The following is a 24,360-nucleotide window of genomic DNA, read 5'->3' as shown; positions in this document are numbered from 1 at the left end:
GTGAAGAGCCTGCACGTTGTACCGCAGATGACAGGCTGATGTCGCGCGCCGCCGCGATAGCAGTCGCCGAGCATGGCCCGGCGCTGCCTCACCACTCCGGCAGCTTCTCCGGCAGCAGCGCCCGGATCGGTGCGCCGTCGGCACTGGCGGCCAGCTTTTCGGCTTCGGCGATCGGCAGGTCGACCTGCAGCAGCCAGCCTTCCTCGTCGGCCTGCTCACTGCGGATCACTTCCAGCTGGTGCAGGCGCGCGCGCAGGCGGCCCGCATCCGGCGGCAGGCGCAGTTCGCCGGTGACGTGCTGCAGTCCCAGGCGCTTGCCCAGCACCGCCTGCAGCAGGTCCAGGCCCTGCCCGTCACGCGCGGAAATCCACACCCGCTCGCGGCGCGACTCGTCCGGGATACCGTCCTGGCCGTCGTGACGGACGTCGGCGCCTTCAATGCGGTCGATCTTGTTGAACACCAGCAACTGCGGCAGATCACCGGCACCGACTGCGGTCAGTACCTCGTCCACCTGGGCGATGCGCTCCTCGCGGTGCGGATCGGCGGCGTCGACCACGTGCAGCAGGAAATCGGCCTCGCGTGCCTCCGACAGCGTCGAGCGGAAGGCGGCAACCAGGTCATGCGGCAGGTCACGGACGAAACCGACAGTGTCGGCCAGCACCACGTTGCCACCGGGCACCGCGATGCGGCGCACGGTCGGGTCCAGCGTGGCGAACAGCTGGTCGGCGGCATAGGCCTCGGCGCCGGTCATGGCGTTGAACAGGGTCGACTTGCCAGCGTTGGTGTAGCCCACCAGGGCCACGCGCGGCAGCTCGCTGCGCACACGCGCACGGCGCATCTGGGTACGCTGCACCTCGACCTTTTCCAGGCGCTTCTGCAGCTGCTCGACCCGCTTCTGCAGCAGGCGCCGGTCGGTTTCCAACTGGGTTTCACCCGGGCCGCGCAGGCCGATCGAACCGCCGCGCTGGCGCTCCAGGTGGGTCCAGCCGCGCACCAGCCGCGTGGCCAGGTGACGCAGCTGCGCCAGCTCGACCTGCAGCTTGCCCTCGTGGCTGTGCGCACGCTGGGCAAAGATGTCCAGGATCAGGCCGGTACGGTCGATCACCCGGCGCTCCAGGAACCGTTCCAGGTTGCGCTCCTGGCCCGGGCTCAACGCATGGTTGACCAGGACCAGATCGGCACCACTGGCGTCGGCCGCCGCCTTGATCTCGTCCAGCTTGCCGCTGCCGATCAGGGTCGACGGATTCGGACGGTCCAGGCGCGCGGTGATCGTCGCGGCAATGCTGGCCCCAGCCGAGCGGGCCAGATCACCGAATTCTTCCAGCACATCGTCTTCCAGCTTGCCGAAATGGGGCTGGATCAACAGGGCGTGTTCGCCCTTCTTCGAGCGGTCAAACATTCACCGCTCCGGTATTACTCGTCTGCTTCATCACCTGCCTGACCACCTTCACCCGACTGCACGTAACCACCGCCCGGACCGACCTTCACGTTGCGTGCCGGAACGACCGTGGAAATGGCGTGCTTGTAGACCATCTGACTGACCGTGTTGCGCAGCAGGACCACGAACTGGTCGAACGACTCGATTGTGCCCTGCAGCTTGATGCCGTTGACCAGGTACACCGAAACCGGCACGCGTTCGCGCCGCAGTGCGTTCAAGAAAGGATCCTGCAGCGATTGCCCCTTGGACATTGCACACTCCTGATTATTGTTCTTATTGGGTTGCCGACGGTTGCCACGGCCCCCGAGCCGCCCGCCGACCGATGATGTTACACGGCTGGCGGGGTTCAGCGTGCGACGAAGGTCGACACCGCGCCGGCCAGGCGCTCCCTGTCCATATGGGGGTCGAACCAGCGCGCATCAAGCTCGCCACGCAGCCAGGTCAGCTGGCGCTTGGCCAGCTGGCGGGTGGCGAAGATCGCCTTGTCACGGAAACGGGCGGCATCGCCCTCGCCGTCGAGGTATTCCCAGGCTTGGCGGTAGCCGACCGCACGCACCGCCGGCAGGTCCAGCGGCGCCGTCACGGCGGCCATTTCCGGCATTGCACGCAGTGCCCGCACCTCGTCCAGGAAGCCCTGCGCCAGCATGGCGTCGAAGCGGGCCTCGATGCGCTGGTGCAGGACGGCGCGGTCACGCGGTGCCAGGATCAGTTTGAGGGTGCGTACCGGCAACGGCGCCACGCCCGGCCGACGCTGCCATTCGGTGATGGGGGTACCGGTCAGGCGGTAGACTTCCAGCGCCCGCTGGATGCGTTGCGGGTCGGTGGCATGGATGCGCGCGGCCGCTGCCGGATCGACCTCGGCCAGCTCCGCATGCAGTGCCGCCCAACCACGCTCGGCCGCCTCGGCGCTGAGCGCCTCGCGCATCACCGGGTCAGCCTCCGGCATCGGCGACAGGCCCTGCAGCAGGGCCCGGAAGTACAGCCCCGTACCACCTGCCAGGATCGGCGTTTTGCCACGCGCCACGATGTCGGCCACGACCCGGCTGGCATCGGCGGCGAACTCGGCCGCCGAATAGGTCTGCCACGGATCGCGCAGGTCCAGCAGATGATGCGGCGCCTGCGCACGCTCGGCGGCGTCGGGCTTGGCCGAACCAATATCCAGATACCGGTAGACCAGCGCCGAATCGACGCTGACGATCTCGCCGTCCAGTTGCCGCGCCAGGGCGATCGCCGTGGCGGTCTTGCCACTGGCAGTCGGCCCCATCACGGCGATCGCCAGCGGCCGCCGGTCGATGCCCATCAGTCTTCGTCCGGCCAGCGGATCGACGGCGTGGCATCGGCGCGCGGCGTCGGCACGGCGTCGACGGCCTGCCAGATCTTCAGCGCATCAACGGTGGCCGCCACGTCATGCACGCGCACGATGCGCGCACCGCGCTGCACCGCGATCAGATGTGCGGCTACCGACGCCGCCACCCGTTCGGATGGCGTATCGCGGCCGGTCAGTTCGCCCAGGCTGCGTTTGCGCGACAGGCCAGCCAACATCGGCACGCCCAGTTCCAGGAAGCGTTCCGAGCGCGCCAGCAGGGTCATGTTGTGGGCGGTGGTCTTGCCGAAGCCGAAACCGAGGTCGATCAGCAGGTTCTTCTTCGCGATACCTGCCATCTCGGCGGCGAACAGGCGCTGCACCAGGAAACCGTGCACCTCGGCGACCACGTCGCCGTAGTGTGGATCTGCCTGCATGTGGCCCGGTTCGCCCTGCATGTGCATCAGCACCACCGGCACGCCGGTTTCAGCGGCGGCGTCCAGCGCCCCGTCCTGACGCAGGCCGAAGATGTCGTTGATCATGCCGGCGCCAGCGGCCACCGCCGCGCGCATCACCTCCGGCTTGAAGGTGTCGATGCTGATCGGCACCTGGGTGCGGGTGGCCAGCTGCTCGATCACCGGAATCACCCGGCGCAGCTCATCCTCGATCGACACCGGCGCAGCGCCCGGGCGGGTCGATTCGCCGCCGATGTCGAGCAGGTCGGCGCCCTCCTCGACCAGCTTCAGACCGTGGGCGACGGCCGCCTCGGTGGTGTCGTGCGCGCCGCCATCGGAGAACGAGTCCGGGGTGACGTTGACGATGCCCATGACCTGGGCACGGTCGAGGCGCAGGATGCGGCCGGCGCAGTCGAGCTGGGGCGAGGTATCGAACATGGGCAATCCTGCTGGGACAACGAAAGGTAGTTTAGTTCGGCAGGGCGGCGCCCTGCACCCGCAGAGGCCAGAGCGACAGCAACAGCCGGAGCAACAGCGGGTTCACTGAAGAATGGCGGGGTGGGTCCGGTTGCGGGGGCCGCTGCAAGTACGTCCATGTAAGCTCGGTCGCCGCATCCATGCGGCTCACGCCCCCGCAACCGGACCCACCCCGCCTTCGACAGATTTCCGCGATCTGCAGTAGATCCACGCCATGCGTGGATGAATCTCCATCGGAATCGAATATTTCGAATTGGAATCGAAATTCATCCACGCATGGCGTGGATCCACCGTGTCGACCAAGGTCGACACCCACCAACAGCAGCAGAAATCTGTCAGAGGTGGGGCGGTGTCGGAGGGCGGGGTGTCAGCCGCATGGATGCGGCTGCCAAGCCCCCATGGACGGGTTCACGGCGTCCCCGCCCTCCGACACCGCCCCGCCAAACCACGGAATGTTGCTGTTGCTGTTGCTGTTGCTGCTGAGGTTGCCGGCCAGCGGCCGGCACTACCGCGGGTGCAGGGCGCAGCCCTGCCGATACCCCTCAACGGCGGCGGCGCTTGCGATCCACGTACAGGGTCCTGGCGATGCTCAGCACGATGCCAACGGCGATACCCACCACGCAGCCCAGCAGCAGATTGTCGGCCCCCAGGCCCACACCCACGCCGACCACGGTGGCGATGACCATTTCGGCGGTGTGGGAAATCGGTTCGGGCTTCGGGGCGGACATGCGGGCTCCAGCGTCAGATCGGTTCTTCAGGATGGGCCGATGGCCCATAAACAACGAAGCCGGGTTACCCCGGCCTCGTCTGGTGTCACGTGCAGCGGGCCGTCAGTGCGATTCGGCCGGGCCTGCGATCGGCGGCAGCGGACGGGCGTCGCCGCCCTTGTCGTTGCCACCATCCTTGTTCGACTTGCTCCAGCCGGCCGGCGGCGGCGGATCGCGGCCTTCCATGATGGCGTCGATCTGCGGCGCGTCGATGGTCTCGTACTGCAGCAGCAGCTGGGACATCGCGTGCAGCTTGTCCAGGTTGGCCGTCATCAGCTCGGTGGTGCGCGCGTAGGCTTCGTCGAGGATCTTGCGCACTTCCTCATCGATGCGGCGCGCGGTGTCGTTGGACACGCTCTTGTGCTGGGTGACCGAACGGCCCAGGAACACCTCGTCATCCTCTTCGCCGTAGGCGATCGGGCCGAGCTGGTCGGACAGGCCCCACTTGGTGACCATGTTGCGGGCCATCTTGGTGGCGCGTTCGATGTCGTTGGAAGCGCCCGTGGTGACCTTGTCGGCACCGAAGATCAGCTCCTCCGCCACACGACCACCGTACAGCGAGCACAGCTGCGACTTGATCGCCACGCGATTCATCGAGTACTTGTCGCCTTCCGGCAGGTACATGGTCACACCCAGCGCACGGCCGCGCGGAATGATGGTGACCTTGTAGACCGGGTCGTGCTCGGGCACCAGGCGGCCGACGATGGCGTGACCGGCCTCGTGGTACGCGGTGAGCGTCTTCTCTTCTTCGCTCATGGCCATCGAGCGGCGCTCGGCACCCATCAGGATCTTGTCGCGGGCACGGTCGAAGTGGTCCATGCGGACTTCCTTCTCGTTGCCACGCGCAGCGAACAGGGCGGCCTCGTTGCAGAGGTTGGCCAGGTCGGCGCCGGAGAAGCCCGGGGTACCGCGCGCGATCACCATCGGCTCGACATCGTCGGCCAGGGGCAGCTTGCGCATGTGGACCTTCAGGATGTGCTCGCGGCCCTTCACGTCCGGCAGGCCGACCACGACCTGGCGGTCGAAACGGCCCGGACGCAGCAGCGCCGGGTCCAGCACGTCCGGACGGTTGGTCGCGGCGATCACGATCACGCCTTCGCCGCCTTCAAACCCGTCCATCTCGACCAGCAGCTGGTTCAGGGTCTGCTCGCGCTCGTCGTGACCGCCGCCCAGGCCGGCGCCACGGTGGCGACCGACGGCGTCGATTTCGTCGATGAAGATGATGCACGGCGCGTGCTTCTTGGCCTGCTCGAACATGTCGCGCACGCGGCTGGCGCCGACGCCGACGAACATTTCAACGAAGTCCGAACCGGAGATCGAGAAGAACGGCACCTTGGCTTCGCCGGCGATGGCCTTGGCCAGCAGCGTCTTGCCGGTACCCGGCGGGCCCACCATCAGCACGCCGCGTGGAATCTTGCCGCCCAGCTTGGTGAACTTGGACGGGTCGCGCAGGAAGTCGACCAGTTCACCCACTTCTTCCTTGGCCTCGTCGCAGCCGGCGACGTCGGCGAAGGTGACCTTGATCTGGTCTTCGCCCTGCAGCTTGGCGCGCGACTTGCCGAAGGACATCGCGCCCTTGGCACCGCCGCCACCGCCCTGCATCTGGCGCATGATGAACAACCAGAAGCCGATGATCAGGATGACCGGCAGGAAATTCATCAGGATCGCGCCGAGGGAAATGCCGCTGGACGGCTCCTCCTGCACGATCTCCACGTTCTTGGTGCGCAGCACGTTGATCAGGTCACGATCGAACGGCGCGGTGATGGTGGACGACTGCCCACCGCGGGTGGTGTAGGTCAGCTGGCTGGTGCCGCCGCGCATGTCGCCGCCGAAGGCGACCTTCTGCACGTTGCCGCTGTCCACCTGGTCCAGGAACTGCGAATACGACGCGCCCTGCGCCCCGGCCCCGGAGGACTTGGGCGAGAAGCTCTGGAAGACCACCATCAGCACGACGGCGACGACCACCCATAGCAGGAGGTTCTTGGTCAAGTCGTTCATCCTCATTGGCTCCGGTGTTCCTCTCAGTGCTGGCGTTGCGTTGGGGTCGAACTTGCGTACGTTGCGAGCTTACTTCATGTGGGCGCGTTTTCCCTGACCCAAGGCATACACCTCGGGAGAGCGCTTGCGCGAGGCCTCCGGCTTGCGGATGGAGACTTTGTCGTACCGGCGGCGCATGTCGCGCACGTAGTCGTCAAAGCCCTCGCCCTGGAACAGCTTGATCAGGAATGCCCCACCGGTTTTCAGGTGGTTGTCGGCAAAATCCAAGGCCAGCTCCGCCAGGTGCATCATCCGCGGCTGGTCGACCGCGCCCACACCACTCTTATTGGGGGCCATGTCCGACAGCACAAGGTCTACCGGCTGATCCCCGAGCATGGCTTCAAACTGCGATAGAACCGCTTCTTCCCTGAAGTCACCATGAAGGAACTCCACACCGGCCAGCGGCGGCATGTCCAGGATGTCCAGGGCCAGCACGCGGCCGGTGTCGCCGATCTGTCTCCGCACCTGCTGAGACCAGCCGCCCGGGGCCGCGCCAAGGTCGACCACCACCATGTGCGGCTTCAGCAACCGGTCACGTTCCAGCAGCTCTTCGAGCTTGTAGGCGGCGCGCGAGCGCATGCCTTCGGCCTGGGCCTTCTTCACGAAGGGGTCGGAGAAGTGTTCCTTGAGCCAGCGCTGGCTGCTTTTGCTGCGGGTAGCCATTGAAAATAGGGGCTGATGGGGTCCTCATGATACCCTGATCGCCCCATTCAACCGTGTTTTCCTGCATGTCCATCGCCCTGACCGCTTCCCAGACCCGTTTCCTGCGCGGCCAAGCCCACGACCTGAAGGCCCTGCTGCAGACCGGCGGCAAGGGTGTGACCCCGGCCTTCATCGCTGAGCTGAACGAAGTGCTGGAGCGCCACGAGCTGGTCAAGGTGAAGGTCGCTGCCGAAGACCGCGACGCCCGTGACGTGATGATCGGCGAGATCGTCGAAGCCACCGAAAGCGCGCTGGTGCAGCGCATCGGCCACGTCGCCGTGCTGTACCGCCCGAGCAAGGAACAGCGACAGATCGTGCTGCCGCGCGGCTGATCGCCCTACTGCCATGCAGCTGAACCACGAACCGCCGGATTACGCCTACAGCCTGCGCGCCGCCGATGGCCGCTCGGCCCGGGTCAACGAGCTGGTGCTGGGCAGCAGCTTCTTCCTGACCCCGGACCAGCTGGTCGAGCGCTGGCCGGTGAAGCAGGCCACCGAACTGCAGCTGGCCGACCTGGAGCCGATCCTGGCGCTGAACCCGGCGCTGATCGTGCTCGGCACCGGTGACCGCCAGGTGTTCCCGCCGGCGGTGGTGATGGCCGCCTGCCTGTCACGCGGCATCGGCCTGGAAGTGATGAACAATCCGGCCGCCGCACGCACCTTCAACATCCTGGCTGGCGAAGGCCGCAAGGTCGCCGCCGCCTTCATTCTCGAAGGCTGACGTGGCGTCGCCGGGCATGGCCCGGCAGTGCCCTGGATCACACCTACTCTGTAGCGCCCGAGCCCATGCTCGGGCGGCGCCGCGTCGCGGCGCGGCGCGGAAAGCCGCCGGGCGTGACCCGGCGCTACCCGATCACACGGTGATCAGCGTGCCGGCAGATACTGCTGCGGGTCGACCGGCTTGCCGTTGTAACGAATCTCGAAGTGGACCATGTCGCGGTTCGCACCGGTACGGCCCATTTCGGCGATCTGCTCGCCAGCCTTCACGCTCTGCCCTTCATTGACCAGGCGCTTGCGGTTGTGACCATAGGCGGACAGCCACTGGTCGCTGTGCTTGATGATGATCAGTTCGCCGTAGCCGACCAGGCCGGCACCGGAGTACACCACCACGCCATTGGCGGTGGCCTTGACCGGCTGGCCGCTGGTGCCGGCGATGTCCACGCCCTGCTTGGTCGCGTCACCGGCCACGTAGCGGCCGACGATCGCGCCATCGGCTGGCCAGCGCCAGGCGATGTTGCTCTTCACCGGCCCGACCGGCGCCGGGGCCGGCGCGGTGCTGCCGCCACTGCTGCCAGCCGAACGCGGCGGGGTGACCACCGTGGTCGGCGCACGGCCGCTGGTGGCCCCCTGCGGATACAGGCGGATCACCTGGCCGGGGTAGATGGTCGACGGGTTGTCCAGACGATTCCAGGCAATCAGGTCGGCCGGGGTGATGTCATGGATGCGGGCCAGCGCATAGATGGTGTCGCCCTTGCGCACCACCACGGTCTGCCCGGGCTTGGGCACCGAGGTCTTCGGCGTGGTCACACCACTGGCGGTGCTGCCACCACCCGGGCGGACCACAGTGGCGGTGCCGCAGGCGGCCAGGGTGGAAACCAGCAACGCCAGCGCGCCGATGCGCACTCCCTTGCTCTGACGATCAGGACTCATGCGAACTTCGACCTCCATACAAGCCAGGCGATCAGCACCACCACCAACGCGGTGGCGATCCAGCCCAGCGGTTCAATCCAGCGACGCAGTGCCGCTTCGGCACGCGCACCACCGATACGGATGACCGCAGCCAGCACGAACACGCGCTTGCCGCGACCGATCAGCATGCTCAGCAGGTACTGCGGCATCGGTACGCCGACGATACCCGATGCCCACGTGAAGACCTTCATCGGGATGGGCATGAATCCGCCCAGCACCAGGAAGGTGAACACCGCCCAGGGCGACTCGGCCATCTTCGCCTGCACGGTGATGATGCCCTGCTCGATCGCCGGCAGCATGCCCAGCGCTTCGAACAGCGGCTTGATCGCCTCGAAGGCGTAATGACCCAGTGCATAGCCAACCAGCGCGCCGACCATCGAGCCGGCCAGGCTGAGGGTGGCGAACCACCAGCCGCGCTTGGGCTGGGCCACGCACATCGGCGCCAGCATCACCTCCGGCATCACCGGGAAGATGATCGCCTCGAAGAAGCTCAACACCGTCAGGTAGGTCGGCGCGCGTTCGTGCGCCGCCCACTTCATCGCCCGCTCGTACAGCGGCCCGAAAATCTTCATGCAACCCTGCTCCGTGGATTAGTCGAGCATGCCAGACAGCAGCGGCACGAACGTGACCGGCGCCAGCACGTGTTGTTCGATGCTGCCGTCGGCCTTGCGGTCCAGCTGTACCAGCGACTGCGCTCCGGGGCCACCGACCGGCGCCACCAGGCGGCCGCCCCCGGCCAGCTGCTCGATCAGGGCGTCGACCAGTGCCGGCGCCGCCGCAGTGACCACGATGGCATCGAACGGACCGTGCTCGGCCCAACCGACGCGGCCGTCGTCATGCTTGGTGCGGATGTTCATGCCCAGCGCACGGAAGCGCTTGCGGGCCTGGCGCAGCAGATCGCCGATGCGCTCCACGGTGTAGACCTCCAGGCCCAGCGCACCGAGGATGGCGGCCTGGTAACCGGAACCGGTGCCGACTTCCAGCACCCGCTTCGGCGCGACCTGGAGCACCGCCTCGGTCATCCGCGCGACCACCCAGGGTTGCGAGATGGTCTGGCCGTGGCCGATCGGCAGCGCGGTGTCTTCATACGCGCGCGAGGCCAGTGCCTCGTCGATGAACAGATGGCGCGGCACCACCCGGATCGCGTTCAAGGTCGGCTCGTCGACGATCCCGGCTTCGCGAAGGCGGTCGACCAGGCGGTCACGCACGCGCTGCGAGGTCATGCCGATACCGACGGCTTCCGGTTGCAGGCGCAGGCGTGGGCTCATGCCGGCTGGTCCAGCGCCGCACTGAGGCCGCCAACCCAGCTGGCCACCTTCTCCAGTGCCTGGTAGCGGGTCAGGTCGACCTGGATCGGAGTGATCGAGATGTGGCCGGTGCGCACCGCATGGAAATCGGTGCCGGGACCGGAGTCCTGCTCACGACCGGCCGGGCCGATCCAGTACACCTCGTTGCCGCGCGGATCCTTCTGCGCGATGCAGCCTTCGGCGCGATGGCGGTTCCCCAGGCGGGTGACCTCGAAGCCCTTGACCTCGCTCCACGGCAGATCCGGCACGTTGACGTTGAGGATGGTGTCAGCCGGCAACGGATCGGTCTTGAGCCGGGCGACGATCTCCACCGCGGCGCGCGCAGCAGTCTCGAAGTGCTTCGGATCATGGTTGCGGGTAACCAGCGAGACCGCCACCGCCGGCAGGCCGAGGAAGCGACCTTCCATCGCCGCCGAGACGGTGCCGGAATAGATCACGTCATCGCCGAGGTTGGCGGCATTGTTGATGCCGGACACGACAATGTCGGGTTCGAACTCGAGCAGCCCGGTCAGCGCCAGGTGCACGCAGTCGGTCGGGGTGCCGGCCACCGAGACGGTGTAATGGTCGATGCGCTTGAGGCGGATCGGCAGGTCCAGGGTCAGCGAGTTGCTGGCGCCGGAGCGATCGCGGTCGGGTGCCACCACCGTGACTTCGTGTCCGGCCTCGCGCAGCACCGAAGCAAGCATCCGGATGCCTGCGGCGTCGACGCCATCGTCGTTACTGACCAGGATTCGCATCTTCGATTTAACCGCTTGATTTTCCAAGAATTCGATTCCATCACCGTGCAGTGTGGGCGGGACCGTCGTACTCCCCTGCGGAAGCCGTCGACCCTGCAAGGGCATCGTCTATTGTGCCGCATGCGAGCCGCTGGTCCTACCCTGCCGGCGGTCACGGCCGACATCGAACCGTCATAGGCAGACCTGCGCCGGCGGTTTACCCTGTGCGCATGTCGCACCCTGAAGATGAAGATCCGGCCGCATTGTTCCGTGCAGCCATCGGCGAAGTGACGCCGCTGCGCAAGGATGCCGAGCCGGCACCGGCTGCGCCCCGGCCGAAGCCGCGCGCGCGCATGGCCGAACGTGACGAGGCCGAAGCCGCCGGCGAGTTCGCCCGGCTGCTGCGCGACAGCACGCCGCTGGAAGCCGGCGACGTGGCCAGCTATCGCCGCGACAACCTGCCACCACGCCTGTTCCAGCGCCTCAAGCGTGGCCAGTACTCGGTACAGGACGAACTGGACCTGCACGGCGCCACCGCCGCGCAGGCGGAGACGCTGCTGCGCCAGTTCCTGCTGGAGGCGCATGCACACGAGTATGGCTGCGTGCGCATCATCCACGGCAAAGGATTGCAGTCCGATGGCGGTGCGCCGGTACTGAAGAACCTGGTCGACCGCCTGCTGCGGCTGCGCAACGATGTGCTGGCGTTCCACTCGGCGCCAACCGGGCAAGGCGGCACCGGCGCGGTACTGGTGCTGCTGGCACGGCGGTGAGGTAACGCATCCACGCATGGCGTGGATCTACTGTGGTGAGCGGAGGAAAGTAGATCCACGCCATGCGTGGATGCTCTTCGCCTCCGTCCCCTTTTTCTGTCAGGCCTGCGAGGCGTCTTCGACCGGGCCGAGCTCGTGCAGCACGGCGGTGGCGTAGCAGCCCGGCGGCAGCGCGAACGACAACTCCAGCACGTCATCGGCCAGCCATTGGTGCTGCAGCAGCGCCGGGCGCAGGCGCAGCGCGCGGCGCTCCTGCTTCAGGCGCGCGTCTTCCAGGCCGGCCCGCAGTGCCTTCGACTCTTCGTCGTCCAGCGCGGCCAGCTCCAGCTCGCGTGCCGCATCGGTGCTGCGCAGCTCGCCTTCGCCCCACAGCGGCGCGCTGGGATGGATGTCGAAACGCGCCAGGCGCTCGGCCAGCACGTCGGTGTACGGCTCGGGTCCGAACACACTGCGGCTGCCATCGAGCATCCACACTTCGCCCTCCAGCGGCTGATCCCAGTTGCCCTGCTCCACGCGCGCGGCCAGCACGCGGTTGAACAGCGCCGAACGCGCGGCTGACAGCAGCAGCGAACGCTGATCCTTGCGCATGCGGCGGCCACCGAACATCGCCAGTGCCGCCGGCACGTTGCCGCCGTCGCGGCCAAAGCGCTGTTCGCCGAACCAGTTCGGCAGGCCGCGCTCGGCAACCTGCTGCAGGCGTTCGCCGATCGCTGCGGCATCGCCCTGCACTTCACGCAACACCAGCTTGAAACGGTTGCCGGCCAGTGCGCCACGCTGCAGCTTGCGGTTATGCCAAGTCGCTTCGAGCACTTCGATCTCATCACTGGCCAACTCGGCCAGGTCCGGCGCAATGCGCTTGGGCAGGTGCACGCTGAAACGCTGGGTGGTGACCGCGTGACGATCCTTCATGCCGGCGTAGCTGACCGCCATTTCCGGCAGGCCGGCCCACTTGGCCAGCACCTTGGCCACATGCACGGTGTTGGCACCGCGCTTGCGGATGTGCAGCAGCAGGTGCTCACCTTCGCCGGTGGCCTCGAAGGCCGGCAGTTCGTCCACCTGGAAATCGTCCGGCGTGGTGCGGATGCGCGCCGTGAGCAATGGCGCACCGAATGCAAGCGGCAGCGGAATCATGCGGCCACCAGCAGCACCACGGCCTGCGCGGCGATGCCTTCACCACGGCCGGTGAAGCCCAGCTTTTCCGAGGTGGTGGCCTTGACGCTGACCGCATCCAGCGGCAACTGCAGCAGCTCGCCGATGCGCTCACGCATGGCCAGCGCATGGGGGCCAACCTTGGGCCGCTCGCAGATCACGGTGATGTCGGTGTTGCCGACACGCCAGCCACGCTCACGCAGCAGGCTGTCGCAGTGGCGCACGAAATCACTGCTGTCGGCGCCCTTCCAGCGGCTGTCGCTTGGCGGGAAATGCTGGCCGATGTCACCCAGCGCCAGTGCGCCCAGCATCGCGTCGCACAGAGCGTGCAGGATCACGTCGCCGTCGCTGTGTGCGAGCACGCCGCAGCTGTGCGGTACGTTCACGCCGCCGAGCATGATGTGATCGCCTTCACCGAAGGCATGGACGTCATAGCCCTGGCCGATGCGGACGGGCGGGAAAGGTGCGGTGCTCATGGATGCAACCCTTGCAGCAGGGCCGCGCGGGCAATCAGCTGGCGCGGCGGGAAAGTACGAATTCGAACCGGTCCAGATCGGCCGGGGTGGTGACCTTGAAGTTGTCCTCGCTGCCTTCCACCAGCAGCGGGCGCTGGCCCTGGCGCTCCATGGCCATGGCCTCGTCGGTGACTTCAACACCGGCGGCGGCAGCTTCGGACAGCGCGCGGCTGAGCTGATGGCGACGGAACAGCTGCGGGGTCAGTGCGCGCCACAGGCGCTCGCGCGGCTCGGTGCGGTCGATGCCACCGTCGTCACCCGCACGCTTGAGGGTGTCGCGCACCGGGGCGGCCAGGATCGCGCCAACCGGGTCGGCACGGCCGACTTCAAGCAGGCGGCCGAGATCGGCCAGGGACAGGTTCGGTCGGGCTGCGTCATGCACCAGCACGAACTCATCGGCGCGCACCGACTCCGGCAGCGCCTGCAACCCGGCCAGCACCGAGGCTGCACGGGTCGCCCCCCCGACACAGGTCAGCACCGGCTTGCCCGCCCACTCGTTCCAGCCCGGCCAGTCGGCGTCGTCCTGGCCGATCACCACCATCGCACCGGCCACAGCCGGGTGCGCCAGCAGGGCGTCCAGGGTATGGGCGAGCAGGATCTGTCCACCTGCCTGCAGGTACTGCTTGGGCAACGGCGCGCCGAAGCGGGTGCCACGGCCAGCAGCCGGAACCACGACCCAGATGGCCGCACTCATGGCACGTCCGCCGGGTGCTCGCCGACCTGCGCGCTGACGCTCGCCGCAGGCTGCGCCGGATGCACCGGCGCATCCTCGACCACGCGGTAGAACTTTTCGCCAGGCTTGATCATGCCCAGCTCGCTGCGCGCGCGTTCCTCGATGGCGGACTGGCCTTCCTTGAGGTCCTTCACTTCGGCAGCCAGCGCATCATTGCGCTGCTGCAGGCCCTCATTGTCCCGCTCCTGGTTGGCGACCTGGGCTTCGAGCATCATCACTTCACCCGAATTGCCCGGACCGAACCAGAAGCGGTACTGCAGCCAGCCCAGCAGCAGGGCCAGCACCAGCAGCATCCAGCGCCAGTCGCGCATCGGCTCAGCGCTTCAGCGAAACGAACGCGTCACGACCGGCGTAACGCGCGCCGGCGCCGAGGGCTTCCTCGATGCGCAGCAGCTGGTTGTACTTGGCCACGCGATCGCTGCGGCACAGCGAGCCGGTCTTGATCTGGGTGGCGGTGGTGGCCACGGCGATGTCGGCGATGGTGGTGTCTTCGGTTTCGCCCGAACGGTGCGAGACCACGGCGGCATAGCCGGCGCGATCGGCCATGGCGATCGCTTCCAGGGTTTCGCTCAGGGTGCCGATCTGGTTGACCTTGATCAGGATCGCGTTGGCGGTGCCCGAGTCGATGCCTTCCTGGAAGATCTTCGGGTTGGTCACGAACAGGTCGTCGCCGACCAGCTGCACCTTCTTGCCGATGCGGTCGGTCAGCAGCTTCCAGCCGGCCCAGTCGTTCTCGGCCAGGCCATCTTCAATGGTGATGATCGGGTACTGCGCGGCCCAGTCGGCGAGGAAGTCGACGAACTGCTCGGAGGTCAGGCGCTTGTTCTCGCCGACCAGGTTGTACTTGCCGTTCTCGAAGAACTCGCTGGAAGCCACGTCCAGGCCCAGCAGCACGTCTTCACCGGCGGTGTAGCCGGCCTTGCCGATCGCTTCGAGGATGGTGTCCAGCGCTTCGACGTTGCTGCGGAAGTCCGGCGCGAAGCCGCCTTCGTCGCCGACCGCCGTGCTCAGGCCGTGGCCCTTCAGCACCGACTTCAGCGAATGGAAGATTTCGGTACCGGCGCGCAGCGCTTCGGAGAACGAGGTGAAGCCGACCGGCAGCACCATGAACTCCTGGAAGTCGACGTTGTTGTCGGCATGCGCACCGCCGTTGATGATGTTCATCATCGGCACCGGCAGCGACGGGCTCACGCCGGTCTTGGCGGCCAGATACTGCCACAGTGCCTGCTTGCTCGATGCGGCGGCGGCGTGCGCGGCGGCCATCGAAACACCCAGCAGTGCGTTGGCGCCCAGGCGGCCCTTGTTCTCGGTGCCATCGAGGTCGATCAGGCGACGGTCGAGGCCGGCCTGGTCGGTGGCCTCGAAGCCCTTCAGCGCGGCGGCAATCGTGGTGTTGACGTTGTCGACGGCCTTGCGCACGCCCTTGCCCAGGTAACGGGTCTTGTCGCCGTCACGCAGCTCGACCGCTTCCTTGGTGCCGGTCGAGGCGCCGGAGGGAACCGCGGCACGACCGAACGAACCGTCCTCCAGGATGACTTCGGCTTCCAGCGTGGGGTTGCCACGGCTGTCGAGGATTTCACGGGCGTGGATGCTGCGGATCGTACTCATGGTCGGGCCGGTTACCTGTCTGGAGAGGGGCGACAAAACGAATGCCGCGTGATTATCCCCGGCTGCCCGCCACTTGCCAAATGGAATGGGCGGCTTCAGCCCCAGCTGGACCCGATCACGATCAGCACCAGCGACACCAACATCACCAGCAACGCACCGGCAATCGCCGCCAGGATGGGGCCACGCCGCCGTCGCCAGGCCAGCACCATCGCCACCGGACTGCCCAGGAAGGACAACACCATCGTGACCAGCGCGCCCAGCAACCACCACTGCGTGGCCTGCACGCCGCTGTTCCCGTCCCCCGGCGGCCGGAAACTGGCGGTGAAGGCCAGCACGCCCACCACCAGCGCGATCCAGGTCAACACGGACAGCCCCAGGGCGATCAGGCCCCAAGGCCAGCCGCGCGCCGATGTGGTCGTATTCATCAAAGCACTCCGTAGAACAGGGCGCCCAGCCACAGCGAGAGCAGGATGATCGCCAGGCCAGCGGCCACCTTGCCGCGATTCAGGCGCCAGGCCAGCACGGCGGCAGCGACGCATCCCACGGCGCCGAGCAGCTCCGCCACCAGCAGCGCGATGAAGTACGCGCGCAGATTGAGCGCGCTGCCGCCATCACCCGGTGGCCGCACAGACGCTGCGCCGATCAGCACCAGCCCGAACATGCCCACGGTGAACAGCACGGCCAGGCCCAGTGCAATCAGGCCCCACGGCCACTGCTTCCAGTGCCGGCGGCGGCGCTGGTTTTCCAGCGCCAGCCACGGGTCACGACTCACGCGAAGCGCGAGAAGCCGTGCTTCTTGGTCACCGCATCGAGCTCCATCAGGGTCTCGAGCAGCGCTTCCATCTGGTCCAGCGGCCATGCATTGGGGCCATCGGACAGCGCCTTGGACGGGTCCGGATGGGTCTCGGCGAACAGGCCGGAGATGCCCACCGCCACCGCGGCACGGGCCAGCACCGGCACGTGCTCGCGCTGGCCACCGGAACTGGTGCCCTGCCCGCCCGGCAGCTGCACCGAATGGGTGGCGTCGAACACCACTGGGCAACCGGTCTCGCGCATCACCGCGAGCGAACGCATGTCGCTGACCAGGTTGTTGTAGCCGAAGCTGGCACCGCGCTCGCAGACCATGATCTGCTCGTTGCCGGTGGCCTTGGCCTTCTCCACGACAGGCTTCATGTCCCACGGCGCCAGGAACTGGCCCTTCTTGATGTTGACCGGCTTGCCGGCCGAGCACACCTTGCGGATGAAGTCGGTCTGGCGGACCAGGAACGCCGGGGTCTGCAGCACGTCCACCACCGAGGCCACTTCATCCATCGGGGTGTATTCGTGGACGTCGGTCAGCACCGGCACGCCGATCTGCTTCTTCACTTCGGCCAGGACCTTCAGGCCTTCTTCCATGCCCGGGCCGCGGAAGGCGGTGCCCGAGGTGCGATTGGCCTTGTCGAAGCTGGACTTGAAGATGAAGTTGACGCCGAGCTTGTCGGTGATCTCCTTCAGCTTGCCGGCGGTATCAAGCTGCAGCTGCATCGACTCGATTACGCAGGGGCCGGCGATCAGGAACAGGGGCTGGTCCAGCCCGACCTCGAATCCACACAGTTTCATGGCGTTTCCTTGTTGTCCGCAGCACCGGCCGGGCCGGTGCGATGGGGGTTGAAGCATGCAGGATGGGGACCGAAGCCCCCATTCACAAGTCAGGCGCGCGCTTCGGAAAGCAGCTTGCCACCGGCCTTGCGCTCGCGCGCGGCACGGATGAAACCGATGAACAGCGGGTGGCCGTCACGCGGCGTGGACAGGAATTCCGGGTGCGCCTGGCAGGCCAGGAACCACGGGTGCGCATCGCGCGGCAGCTCAACCACTTCCACCAGGGTGTCGTCCATCGACTTGCCGGCGATCACCAGGCCGGCGTCTTCCAGCTGGGTGCGGTAACGGTTGTTGAACTCGTAGCGGTGGCGGTGGCGCTCGGCGACCACGTCCTTGCCGTACAGCTCGCGGGCCAGCGTGCCCGGCTTCAGGCGCTGCTCCTGCAGGCCCAGGCGCATGGTGCCACCCAGGTCGCTCTTGTCGTCGCGCTTCTCGACATCACCGGTGGCGGTACGCCATTCGGTGATCAGGCCGATCACCGGGTTCGGCGACTGGCGGTCGTTCTCGGTGCTGTTGGCGCCCTCCAGGCCGACCACGTTGCGCGCGTAATCGACCACGGCCGCCTGCATGCCGTAGCAAATGCCGAAGTACGGCACGTGCTGCTCGCGGGCGAACTTCGAAGTCTGCACCTTGCCTTCGAAACCACGGTCACCGAAGCCACCCGGCACCAGGATGCCGTCAACATCGGCCAGTGCGGCCATGTCGGTGCCTTCCAGGTCCTGTGCTTCCAGCCACTTCAGGTTGACCTTGGTGCGCTGGCGCAGGCCGCCATGCTTGAGTGCTTCACCGACCGACTTGTAGGCGTCCTGATGGTCCACGTACTTGCCGACTACGGCGATGGTCACTTCGTCCAACGGATGCAGGGTCGCGTCGACCGCGTCTTCCCACATCGACAGGTCGACCGGACCCGCCTTGTCAGCCAGCTTCAGCTGGTTGACCACGATTTCGTCCAGGCCCTGCGCGTGCAGGCCCGACGGAATGCGGTACAGCACGTCCACGTCCGGCACGCTGATCACCGCGCGCTCGGAAACGTTGGTGAACTGGGCGATCTTGCGGCGCTCCGAATCCGGCACCGCCTGCTCGGAGCGGCACAGCAGCACGTCCGGCTGGATGCCGATCGAGCGCAGTTCCTTCACCGAGTGCTGGGTCGGCTTGGTCTTCAGCTCACCGGCGGCGCCGATGTACGGCACCAGGGTGAGGTGCATGAACAGCGCCTTCTCCGGGCCACGCTCGGTGCGCACCTGGCGGATCGCCTCCAGGAACGGAAGCGACTCGATGTCGCCGACGGTACCGCCGATCTCGACCAGCGCCACGTCGTAGCCTTCGGTGGCTTCGTCGATGCAACGGCGGATTTCATCGGTGATGTGCGGAATGACCTGCACGGTCGCGCCCAGGTAGTCGCCGCGGCGCTCCTTGCGGATCACGTTCTCGTAGATGCGGCCGGTGGTGACCGAGTTCTTGCGGCTCAGGCGGGTGCGCACGAAGCGCTCGTAGTGGCCCAGGTCGAGGTCGGTCTCGGCGCCGTCGTCGGTGACGTAGACCTCACCGTGCTGGAACGGGCTCATGGTGCCCGGGTCGACGTTGATGTACGGGTCGAGCTTCATCATCGTGACCTTCAGGCCACGGGCTTCAAGAATGGCGGCCAGTGACGCAGCGGCAATGCCTTTGCCGAGCGAGGACACCACGCCGCCGGTTACGAAAATCAAGGGAGTCATGGCTGCAAGCATCCTGTCTGGAAATGGAAAACGGCAGCACCACGCGCACCCGGAGGGCGGGCATGGTGCTCAGAGGGGGTTTTCCGGTTCGCTGAGGCAGCGAGGGAGGTGCGGATCCGTGCGGCGGCAGGCGCCGGACCGGAACCATCGTGCGAGGTCGGGGCGGCCGTGCCGGCCAAATCGACCGTCACCTGCGACCCGCCATGCTGGAAGCCACGCTTGGCCGCTCCAGCCCATTCGCAAAGGGTGGACACGCACTTACTCCCGGAAAGCCATAGTTTACAGATTGATGGCCGCCAACCCAAGAGGCAGATGGCACGCCACTAAAAAGAAACGCCCCGCAATGCGGGGCGTTCCGGAGCGCAGCCCTTGTCGCAAGGGCGCCTGGCAGGTTGCGGGATCAGCGCTTCTTGCGCGCTTCCTCTTCCTCTTCCTGCTGCGGGGCCGGCTGGCCCTGCGCCTTCATTTCGGCATTGGCCTGGGCCCGACGCTTGGCCTTGGCATCGGCCTCGGCCTGCGCCTTGTCGGCCTGGTCACCCTGCTGCGGGGCCGGCTGGCCGGCGTTCTGCGCCATCACCAGCGGCACAGCAACGGCGGCAGCGGCCAGGATCGCAATGGTCAGCAACTTCTTCATGAGGTCCTCCTCGCGGTGTGGCTTGGATGTTTCGACCCAACGGGGGTCGCCGGCGTTCAGATTCCAGCGGCTGCCATTTTACCCCCTCTGCGTCGCCGAGACTGAACCGCAGGCGTGCAAAATCCCGTGCCAGACCCCACACTTGCCCGTCGCTCCAAGCTTTCGAAGACAGATGAACGCCCGTTATAACGCCGCCGATATTGAAGTCCTGTCCGGCCTTGACCCGGTCAAGCGCCGTCCCGGCATGTATACCGACACCGCGCGCCCGAACCACCTGGCGCAGGAAGTGATCGACAACTCGGTGGACGAGGCCCTCGCCGGCCACGCCCGCTCGATCGAGATCACCCTGTACAAGGACGGCAGCGTGGAGGTCAGCGATGACGGCCGCGGCATGCCGGTGGACATCCATCCGGAAGAGAAAATCCCGGGCGTCGAGCTGATCCTCACCCGCCTGCACGCCGGCGGCAAGTTCAGCAACAACAACTACACTTTCTCCGGCGGCCTGCACGGCGTCGGCGTCAGCGTGGTCAACGCGCTGTCGACCCTGGTGGAAGTGCACATCAAGCGCGAAGGTGCCGAACACCGCATCACCTTCCGCAACGGCGACCGTGCCACCCCGCTGGAAGTGGTCGGCAGCGTCGGCAAGAAGAACACCGGTACCCGCGTGCGCTTCTGGCCCGACCCGAAGTACTTCGACACGCCCAAGTTCGCGGTGCGCGCGCTCAAGCACCTGCTGCGCGCCAAGGCCGTGCTGTGCCCGGGCCTGACCGTGAAGCTGACCGACGAAGCCACCGGTGAAGTCGATACCTGGTACTACGAAGACGGCCTGCGCGATTACCTGAAGCTGGAACTGGGCGATCGCGAGATGCTGCCGGCCGAGCTGTTCGTCGGCAACCTGAAGAAGGACACCGAAATTGTTGACTGGGCCGTGGCCTGGCTGCCGGAAGGCGAGCTGGTGCAGGAAAGCTACGTCAACCTGATTCCCACTGCCCAGCACGGCACCCACGTCAACGGCCTGCGTACCGGCCTGACCGAGGCGCTGCGCGAGTTCTGCGACTTCCGCAACCTGCTGCCGCGTGGCGTCAAGCTGGCCCCGGAAGACGTGTGGGACCGCGTGTCGTTCGTGCTGTCGCTGAAGATGACCGACCCGCAGTTCAGCGGCCAGACCAAGGAACGCCTGTCCTCGCGCCAGGCTGCTGGCTTCATCGAAGGCGCCGCCCACGATGCCTTCAGCCTGCTGCTGAACCAGAACGTGGAACTGGGCGAGAAGATCGCCCAGATCGCCATCGAACGCGCCAGTGCGCGCCTGAAGACCGAAAAGCTGGTGGTCCGCAAGAAGGTCACCCAAGGCCCGGCCCTGCCCGGCAAACTGGCCGACTGCATCAGCCAGGACCTGTCGCGCACCGAGCTGTTCCTGGTGGAGGGTGACTCGGCAGGCGGCAGCGCCAAGCAGGCCCGCGACAAGGACTTCCAGGCGATCCTGCCGCTGCGCGGCAAGATCCTCAATACCTGGGAAGTGTCCTCCAACAGCGTGCTGGCGTCGGAAGAAGTGCACAACCTGGCCGTGGCCATCGGCTGCGACCCGGGCAAGGACGACATTGCCGGCCTGCGCTATGGCAAGGTCATCATCTTGGCCGACGCGGACTCGGACGGCCTGCACATCGCTACCCTGCTCACCGCGCTGTTCCTCAAGCACTTCCCGGCGCTGGTCGATGCCGGCCACGTGTTCGTGGCCATGCCGCCGCTGTTCCGCATCGACGTGGGCAAGCAGGTGTTCTACGCCCTGGACGAGGAAGAAAAGCGCTCGATGCTGGACAAGATCGAACGCGAGAAGATCAAGGGCGCGATCAACGTCACCCGCTTCAAGGGCCTCGGCGAGATGAATCCGCCACAGCTGCGCGAGTCGACCATCCACCCCGACACCCGCCGTCTGGTGCAGTTGACCGTGGACGATCGCGAGCAGACGAGCTCGCTGATGGACATGCTGCTGGCCAAGAAGCGTGCGTCCGACCGCAAGGGCTGGCTGGAGTCGAAGGGCGATCTCGCCTCCCTGGAAGTCTGACTCCCGCAGCCCTCCTGTAGAGCCGAGCCCACGCTCGGCTGCATTCCGCGCCGTGCCGGGCAGCCGAGCATCGGCTCGGCTCTACAGAGATCCCGCCCCCATCGGCAAACCCGGCGGCGCCATAATGCGCGTCCATCCGCGTGGACCATCGTATTGGCCAGCCACTCGCTGCTGTTCCCGGGCCTGCCGCTGCACAGCGCACGCCTGGTCCTGAGCCCGATCCGCCGCGACGATGCGGCCGCCCTGTTCGCGATCCAGTCCGATCCGGACGTGATGCGGTTCTGGAACCACCCGGCGTGGACACGACCGGCCGAGTCGCGCGCGCAGATCGACGATGATCTGGCCGCACAGGCCACTGGCACCCAGCTCAAGCTGGCCGTGCGCGAAACGCTGGACGGTCCGTTGCTGGGCATCTGCGTGGTGTTCGCCCTGGACCGCGATGCCGCACGTGCCGAGATCGGCTACCTGCTGGCCCCCGACAGGCAGGGCCGGGGCTACATGCACGAAGCGCTGCAGCACCTGCTGGACTACCTGTTCCAGACCCTGCACCTGCATCGCGTGGAAGCCGAGGTCGACCCGCGCAACCAGCCCTCGGCACGCGTGCTTGAACGGCTGGGCTTCCACCTGGAGGGCGTGCTGCGGCAGCGCTGGCGCATCCAGGGTGAACTGTCCGATTCGGCGGTATACGGCCTGCTGGCCGACGACGTGCGCACACCCCTGCCCGCTTGACCCAATCTGGCCAGTGGCGGCCTCGACCGGCGGGCATGCCTTTGGACACATACGGCATGCCCGCCACCGGCCTAGCATCGGAACCCCCTTCCGCTGCCAATCCGGTGCCATGAAGTCCCTGCTGCACACTGCCGCGCTCTGCGTCGGCCTGCTCATCGCCCCTGCCACGGTACTGGCCGCGCCCGCCGCCGACGCCAAGCCCGACCCGAAGGACGACAAGACCGAAGCGCCTGCGCTGCCCGCCGATGCGTCGGTCCGCCAGAGCATGCGCCTGGCCGGCCGCACCCTGGACTACACCGCCACCGTCGGCACCCTGCCGGTGCGTGATACGAAAGGCAAGGTGGTCGCCGATGTGGTGTTCACCGCCTATACGATGCCGGGCAAGGACCGGCCGGTGACCTTCGCGCTCAACGGCGGCCCGGGGGCATCGTCGGTCTACCTCAACATGGGCGCAATCGGACCCAAGGTGGTGACCTTCGGCTCCGAGGGTGACAGCGCCTCGGCACCCGCCACGCTGCACGACAACCCCGGCACCTGGCTGGACTTCACCGACCTGGTGTTCATCGATCCGGTCGGCACCGGCTTCAGCCGCGCGCGCATCGGCGATGACGAAGCGAAGAAGCAGCTGTACAACCCCAGCGCTGACATCGAGTACCTGTCGCGCTCGATCTACGACTGGCTGCTGCGCAACCAGCGCATGGGCGCACGCAAGTACCTTACCGGCGAGAGCTACGGTGGCTACCGTGGCCCCCGCATCACCCACTTTCTGCAGACGCGGCTGGGCGTGGCGATGAATGGCCTGGTGCTGGTCTCGCCCTACCTGAGCCCGACCCTGGAAGACAACGCCGATGTCTCGCCGATGGCATGGATGCAGACACTGCCGTCGATCGCCGCCGCGCACCTGGAGCGCTAGGGCAAGCTGACCGATGCAGCGATGCGTGACGTGGTGGAGTACACCCGTGGCGACTACGCCACCGCGCTGATGAAGGGCCGCAGCGACCCGCAGGCGACCGAGGCGATGCTGCGCCGGGTAACCGAGCTGACCGGGCTGGACCCGCAGTTCGTGCGCCGCGCCGGTGGCCGCCTGGAGACGCAGGCCTATCTGCGTGAGGTGTTCCGCGACAAGGGCACGCTGGGCAGCCGCTACGACTCGAACGTGACCGCGTTCGATCCGTTCCCGAATGATCCGGAGCAGCGCGCCAATGATCCGCTGCTGGACAGCATCATTGCGCCGACCACCACGGCGATGGTCGACTTCGTGACGCGCGTGGTCGGCTGGAAGGTGGATGCGCGCTACCAGGCGCTGAATTACGACGTTAACCGGCTGTGGGACCGCAACGGCGAGCTGCGCCAGGGCGCGGTGACCCAGCTGCGCCAGGCGGTGGCGATCGACCCGCACCTCCAGGTGCTGATCGTGCATGGGTGGAACGACCTGTCGTGCCCGTTCATGGGGTCGATCCTGACAGTGGACCAGATGCCGGCGATGGGCAGCAATCCGGACCGGGTGCAGGTGCGTAGTTATCCGGGTGGGCACATGTTCTACAGCCGGGCCGACAGCCAGGCGGCGTTCCGCAAGGATGTGCAGGCGCTGTTCCAGCGTAATTGAGGGGTTCGGCCGGGCCTGCGGCCCGGCACCCGCCGAATCAACGGCAACGGCAAAAGCGGGCTTTCCGTGGTTGGGCGGGGTGGGGCCGGTTGCGGGGGACGCCGTAAACCCGTCCCTGGGGGCTTGGCCGCGGCATCCATGCCGCGGACACCCCCACAACCGGCCCCGCCCCGCCTTCGACAGATCTCCGCGAACTGTCGGAACGGCGTCGTGCACTGCTCTGGTGGGTGTCGACCTTGGTCGACACGCTTGATACGGAAGAATGATCTGCCCATGAAAAAAGCCCGCCGGAATACGGCGGGCTTTTTTTG

General features: G+C 66.9%; 26 protein-coding genes and 1 pseudogene. 6 read left to right on the top strand and 21 right to left on the bottom strand.

Features of this window, described 5'->3' with window-relative positions:
* Positions 1-88: 88 nt before the first annotated feature.
* The 7 genes from hflX to rlmE all read right to left on the bottom strand — a co-directional run bounded on the left by hflX (position 89) and on the right by rlmE (position 7,140).
* The gene (hflX, locus tag M1L61_RS08090; RefSeq protein WP_019338214.1) at positions 89-1,399 is read right to left on the bottom strand and encodes a ribosome rescue GTPase HflX; all 1,311 of its coding nucleotides are present in this window, start codon (positions 1,397-1,399) and stop codon (positions 89-91) included.
* Between the two features lie 14 nt (positions 1,400-1,413).
* Positions 1,414-1,689, bottom strand: coding sequence for an RNA chaperone Hfq (gene hfq / locus M1L61_RS08085; RefSeq protein WP_004152891.1), 276 nt, complete (start codon positions 1,687-1,689; stop codon positions 1,414-1,416).
* A 95-nt stretch (positions 1,690-1,784) separates the two neighbouring features.
* A complete protein-coding gene (miaA, locus tag M1L61_RS08080; RefSeq protein WP_049412635.1) occupies positions 1,785-2,738 on the bottom strand; it encodes a tRNA (adenosine(37)-N6)-dimethylallyltransferase MiaA in 954 nt (317 codons plus the stop codon).
* Positions 2,738-3,634, bottom strand: a complete 897-nt coding sequence (folP, locus tag M1L61_RS08075) for a dihydropteroate synthase (RefSeq protein WP_248854545.1) — start codon at positions 3,632-3,634, stop codon at positions 2,738-2,740. The genes miaA and folP overlap by 1 nt, the downstream gene beginning before the upstream one ends.
* Positions 3,635-4,215: 581 nt before the next feature.
* Positions 4,216-4,401 carry a hypothetical protein gene (locus M1L61_RS08070; protein ID WP_005416039.1) on the bottom strand — a complete coding sequence of 62 codons (186 nt, stop codon included), beginning with the start codon at positions 4,399-4,401 and terminating at the stop codon, positions 4,216-4,218.
* A gap of 102 nt (positions 4,402-4,503) precedes the next feature.
* Positions 4,504-6,438 carry an ATP-dependent zinc metalloprotease FtsH gene (gene ftsH / locus M1L61_RS08065; protein ID WP_057502978.1) on the bottom strand — a complete coding sequence of 645 codons (1,935 nt, stop codon included), beginning with the start codon at positions 6,436-6,438 and terminating at the stop codon, positions 4,504-4,506.
* A gap of 69 nt (positions 6,439-6,507) precedes the next feature.
* Entirely contained in the window at positions 6,508-7,140 is a 633-nt protein-coding gene (gene rlmE, locus M1L61_RS08060) for a 23S rRNA (uridine(2552)-2'-O)-methyltransferase RlmE (RefSeq protein WP_005409014.1), read from the bottom strand.
* Between the two features lie 65 nt (positions 7,141-7,205).
* Between rlmE and yhbY the strand changes: the two genes are divergently transcribed.
* Both yhbY and M1L61_RS08050 read left to right on the top strand, forming a co-directional pair.
* Entirely contained in the window at positions 7,206-7,511 is a 306-nt protein-coding gene (gene yhbY / locus M1L61_RS08055; protein WP_004152868.1) for a ribosome assembly RNA-binding protein YhbY, read from the top strand.
* 13 nt (positions 7,512-7,524) lie between these two features.
* The gene (locus M1L61_RS08050) at positions 7,525-7,899 is read left to right on the top strand and encodes an Mth938-like domain-containing protein (RefSeq protein ID WP_010485970.1); all 375 of its coding nucleotides are present in this window, start codon (positions 7,525-7,527) and stop codon (positions 7,897-7,899) included.
* Positions 7,900-8,042: 143 nt separating this feature from the next.
* Here the strand turns inward: M1L61_RS08050 and M1L61_RS08045 are convergent, their stop codons facing one another.
* From M1L61_RS08045 to surE, 4 genes are read right to left on the bottom strand one after another with little or no spacing between them, the layout of a single operon-like run.
* Positions 8,043-8,828 carry a peptidoglycan DD-metalloendopeptidase family protein gene (locus M1L61_RS08045; RefSeq protein ID WP_049455329.1) on the bottom strand — a complete coding sequence of 262 codons (786 nt, stop codon included), beginning with the start codon at positions 8,826-8,828 and terminating at the stop codon, positions 8,043-8,045.
* A complete protein-coding gene (locus M1L61_RS08040; RefSeq protein ID WP_043402113.1) occupies positions 8,825-9,439 on the bottom strand; it encodes a YqaA family protein in 615 nt (204 codons plus the stop codon). Before M1L61_RS08040 ends, M1L61_RS08045 begins: the two co-directional genes overlap by 4 nt.
* Before the next feature lie 18 nt (positions 9,440-9,457).
* Positions 9,458-10,135 (bottom strand): protein-L-isoaspartate(D-aspartate) O-methyltransferase, encoded by a 678-nt coding sequence (locus tag M1L61_RS08035; RefSeq protein WP_049435940.1) that lies wholly within the window; start codon positions 10,133-10,135, stop codon positions 9,458-9,460.
* On the bottom strand, positions 10,132-10,911 hold the full coding sequence (gene surE / locus M1L61_RS08030) for a 5'/3'-nucleotidase SurE (protein WP_248854544.1): 780 nt from the start codon (positions 10,909-10,911) through the stop codon (positions 10,132-10,134). The genes M1L61_RS08035 and surE overlap by 4 nt, the downstream gene beginning before the upstream one ends.
* Positions 10,912-11,120: 209 nt before the next feature.
* On the opposite strand from surE, the gene M1L61_RS08025 reads away from it, so the two are divergent.
* Positions 11,121-11,660: a Smr/MutS family protein gene (locus M1L61_RS08025; protein ID WP_005409007.1), complete on the top strand. Its 540-nt coding sequence runs from the start codon at positions 11,121-11,123 to the stop codon at positions 11,658-11,660.
* A gap of 99 nt (positions 11,661-11,759) precedes the next feature.
* On the opposite strand, the gene truD is transcribed toward M1L61_RS08025, so the two are convergent.
* The 10 genes from truD to M1L61_RS07975 form a co-directional block, all read right to left on the bottom strand.
* Entirely contained in the window at positions 11,760-12,791 is a 1,032-nt protein-coding gene (gene truD / locus M1L61_RS08020) for a tRNA pseudouridine(13) synthase TruD (RefSeq protein ID WP_248854543.1), read from the bottom strand.
* The gene (ispF, locus tag M1L61_RS08015) at positions 12,788-13,285 is read right to left on the bottom strand and encodes a 2-C-methyl-D-erythritol 2,4-cyclodiphosphate synthase (protein ID WP_043402123.1); all 498 of its coding nucleotides are present in this window, start codon (positions 13,283-13,285) and stop codon (positions 12,788-12,790) included. The genes truD and ispF overlap by 4 nt, the downstream gene beginning before the upstream one ends.
* 34 nt (positions 13,286-13,319) lie before the next feature.
* Positions 13,320-14,018, bottom strand: a complete 699-nt coding sequence (gene ispD, locus M1L61_RS08010) for a 2-C-methyl-D-erythritol 4-phosphate cytidylyltransferase (protein WP_019338192.1) — start codon at positions 14,016-14,018, stop codon at positions 13,320-13,322.
* Positions 14,015-14,368: a cell division protein FtsB gene (gene ftsB, locus M1L61_RS08005; protein ID WP_019338191.1), complete on the bottom strand. Its 354-nt coding sequence runs from the start codon at positions 14,366-14,368 to the stop codon at positions 14,015-14,017. Before ftsB ends, ispD begins: the two co-directional genes overlap by 4 nt.
* Before the next feature lie 4 nt (positions 14,369-14,372).
* Positions 14,373-15,665, bottom strand: a complete 1,293-nt coding sequence (gene eno / locus M1L61_RS08000) for a phosphopyruvate hydratase (protein ID WP_019338190.1) — start codon at positions 15,663-15,665, stop codon at positions 14,373-14,375.
* A 95-nt stretch (positions 15,666-15,760) separates the two neighbouring features.
* Positions 15,761-16,090, bottom strand: coding sequence for a hypothetical protein (locus M1L61_RS07995; protein ID WP_049435948.1), 330 nt, complete (start codon positions 16,088-16,090; stop codon positions 15,761-15,763).
* Positions 16,090-16,437 (bottom strand): hypothetical protein, encoded by a 348-nt coding sequence (locus tag M1L61_RS07990; protein WP_049482990.1) that lies wholly within the window; start codon positions 16,435-16,437, stop codon positions 16,090-16,092. The genes M1L61_RS07995 and M1L61_RS07990 overlap by 1 nt, the downstream gene beginning before the upstream one ends.
* Positions 16,434-17,264: a 3-deoxy-8-phosphooctulonate synthase gene (gene kdsA, locus M1L61_RS07985; RefSeq protein WP_010485995.1), complete on the bottom strand. Its 831-nt coding sequence runs from the start codon at positions 17,262-17,264 to the stop codon at positions 16,434-16,436. Before kdsA ends, M1L61_RS07990 begins: the two co-directional genes overlap by 4 nt.
* 89 nt (positions 17,265-17,353) lie before the next feature.
* Positions 17,354-19,018, bottom strand: coding sequence for a CTP synthase (locus tag M1L61_RS07980; RefSeq protein WP_019338186.1), 1,665 nt, complete (start codon positions 19,016-19,018; stop codon positions 17,354-17,356).
* 400 nt (positions 19,019-19,418) lie between these two features.
* Entirely contained in the window at positions 19,419-19,652 is a 234-nt protein-coding gene (locus tag M1L61_RS07975; RefSeq protein ID WP_010485998.1) for a hypothetical protein, read from the bottom strand.
* Positions 19,653-19,824: 172 nt separating this feature from the next.
* Between M1L61_RS07975 and parE the strand changes: the two genes are divergently transcribed.
* The 3 genes and pseudogenes from parE (at position 19,825) to M1L61_RS07960 (ending at position 24,049) form a co-directional block, all read left to right on the top strand.
* Positions 19,825-21,714: a DNA topoisomerase IV subunit B gene (parE, locus tag M1L61_RS07970; protein WP_010486000.1), complete on the top strand. Its 1,890-nt coding sequence runs from the start codon at positions 19,825-19,827 to the stop codon at positions 21,712-21,714.
* A gap of 153 nt (positions 21,715-21,867) precedes the next feature.
* Positions 21,868-22,443, top strand: a complete 576-nt coding sequence (locus M1L61_RS07965; RefSeq protein ID WP_049447770.1) for a GNAT family protein — start codon at positions 21,868-21,870, stop codon at positions 22,441-22,443.
* 172 nt (positions 22,444-22,615) lie between these two features.
* Positions 22,616-24,049, top strand: a pseudogene (locus M1L61_RS07960) (S10 family peptidase).
* Positions 24,050-24,360: the final 311 nt, after the last annotated feature.

Source organism: Stenotrophomonas sp. NY11291 (assembly GCF_023277365.1).
Classification (GTDB): Bacteria; Pseudomonadota; Gammaproteobacteria; order Xanthomonadales; family Xanthomonadaceae; genus Stenotrophomonas; species Stenotrophomonas geniculata.
Note: the sequence above shows the minus strand (reverse complement) of the source record. Positions and strands in the feature narration are given on the sequence as shown.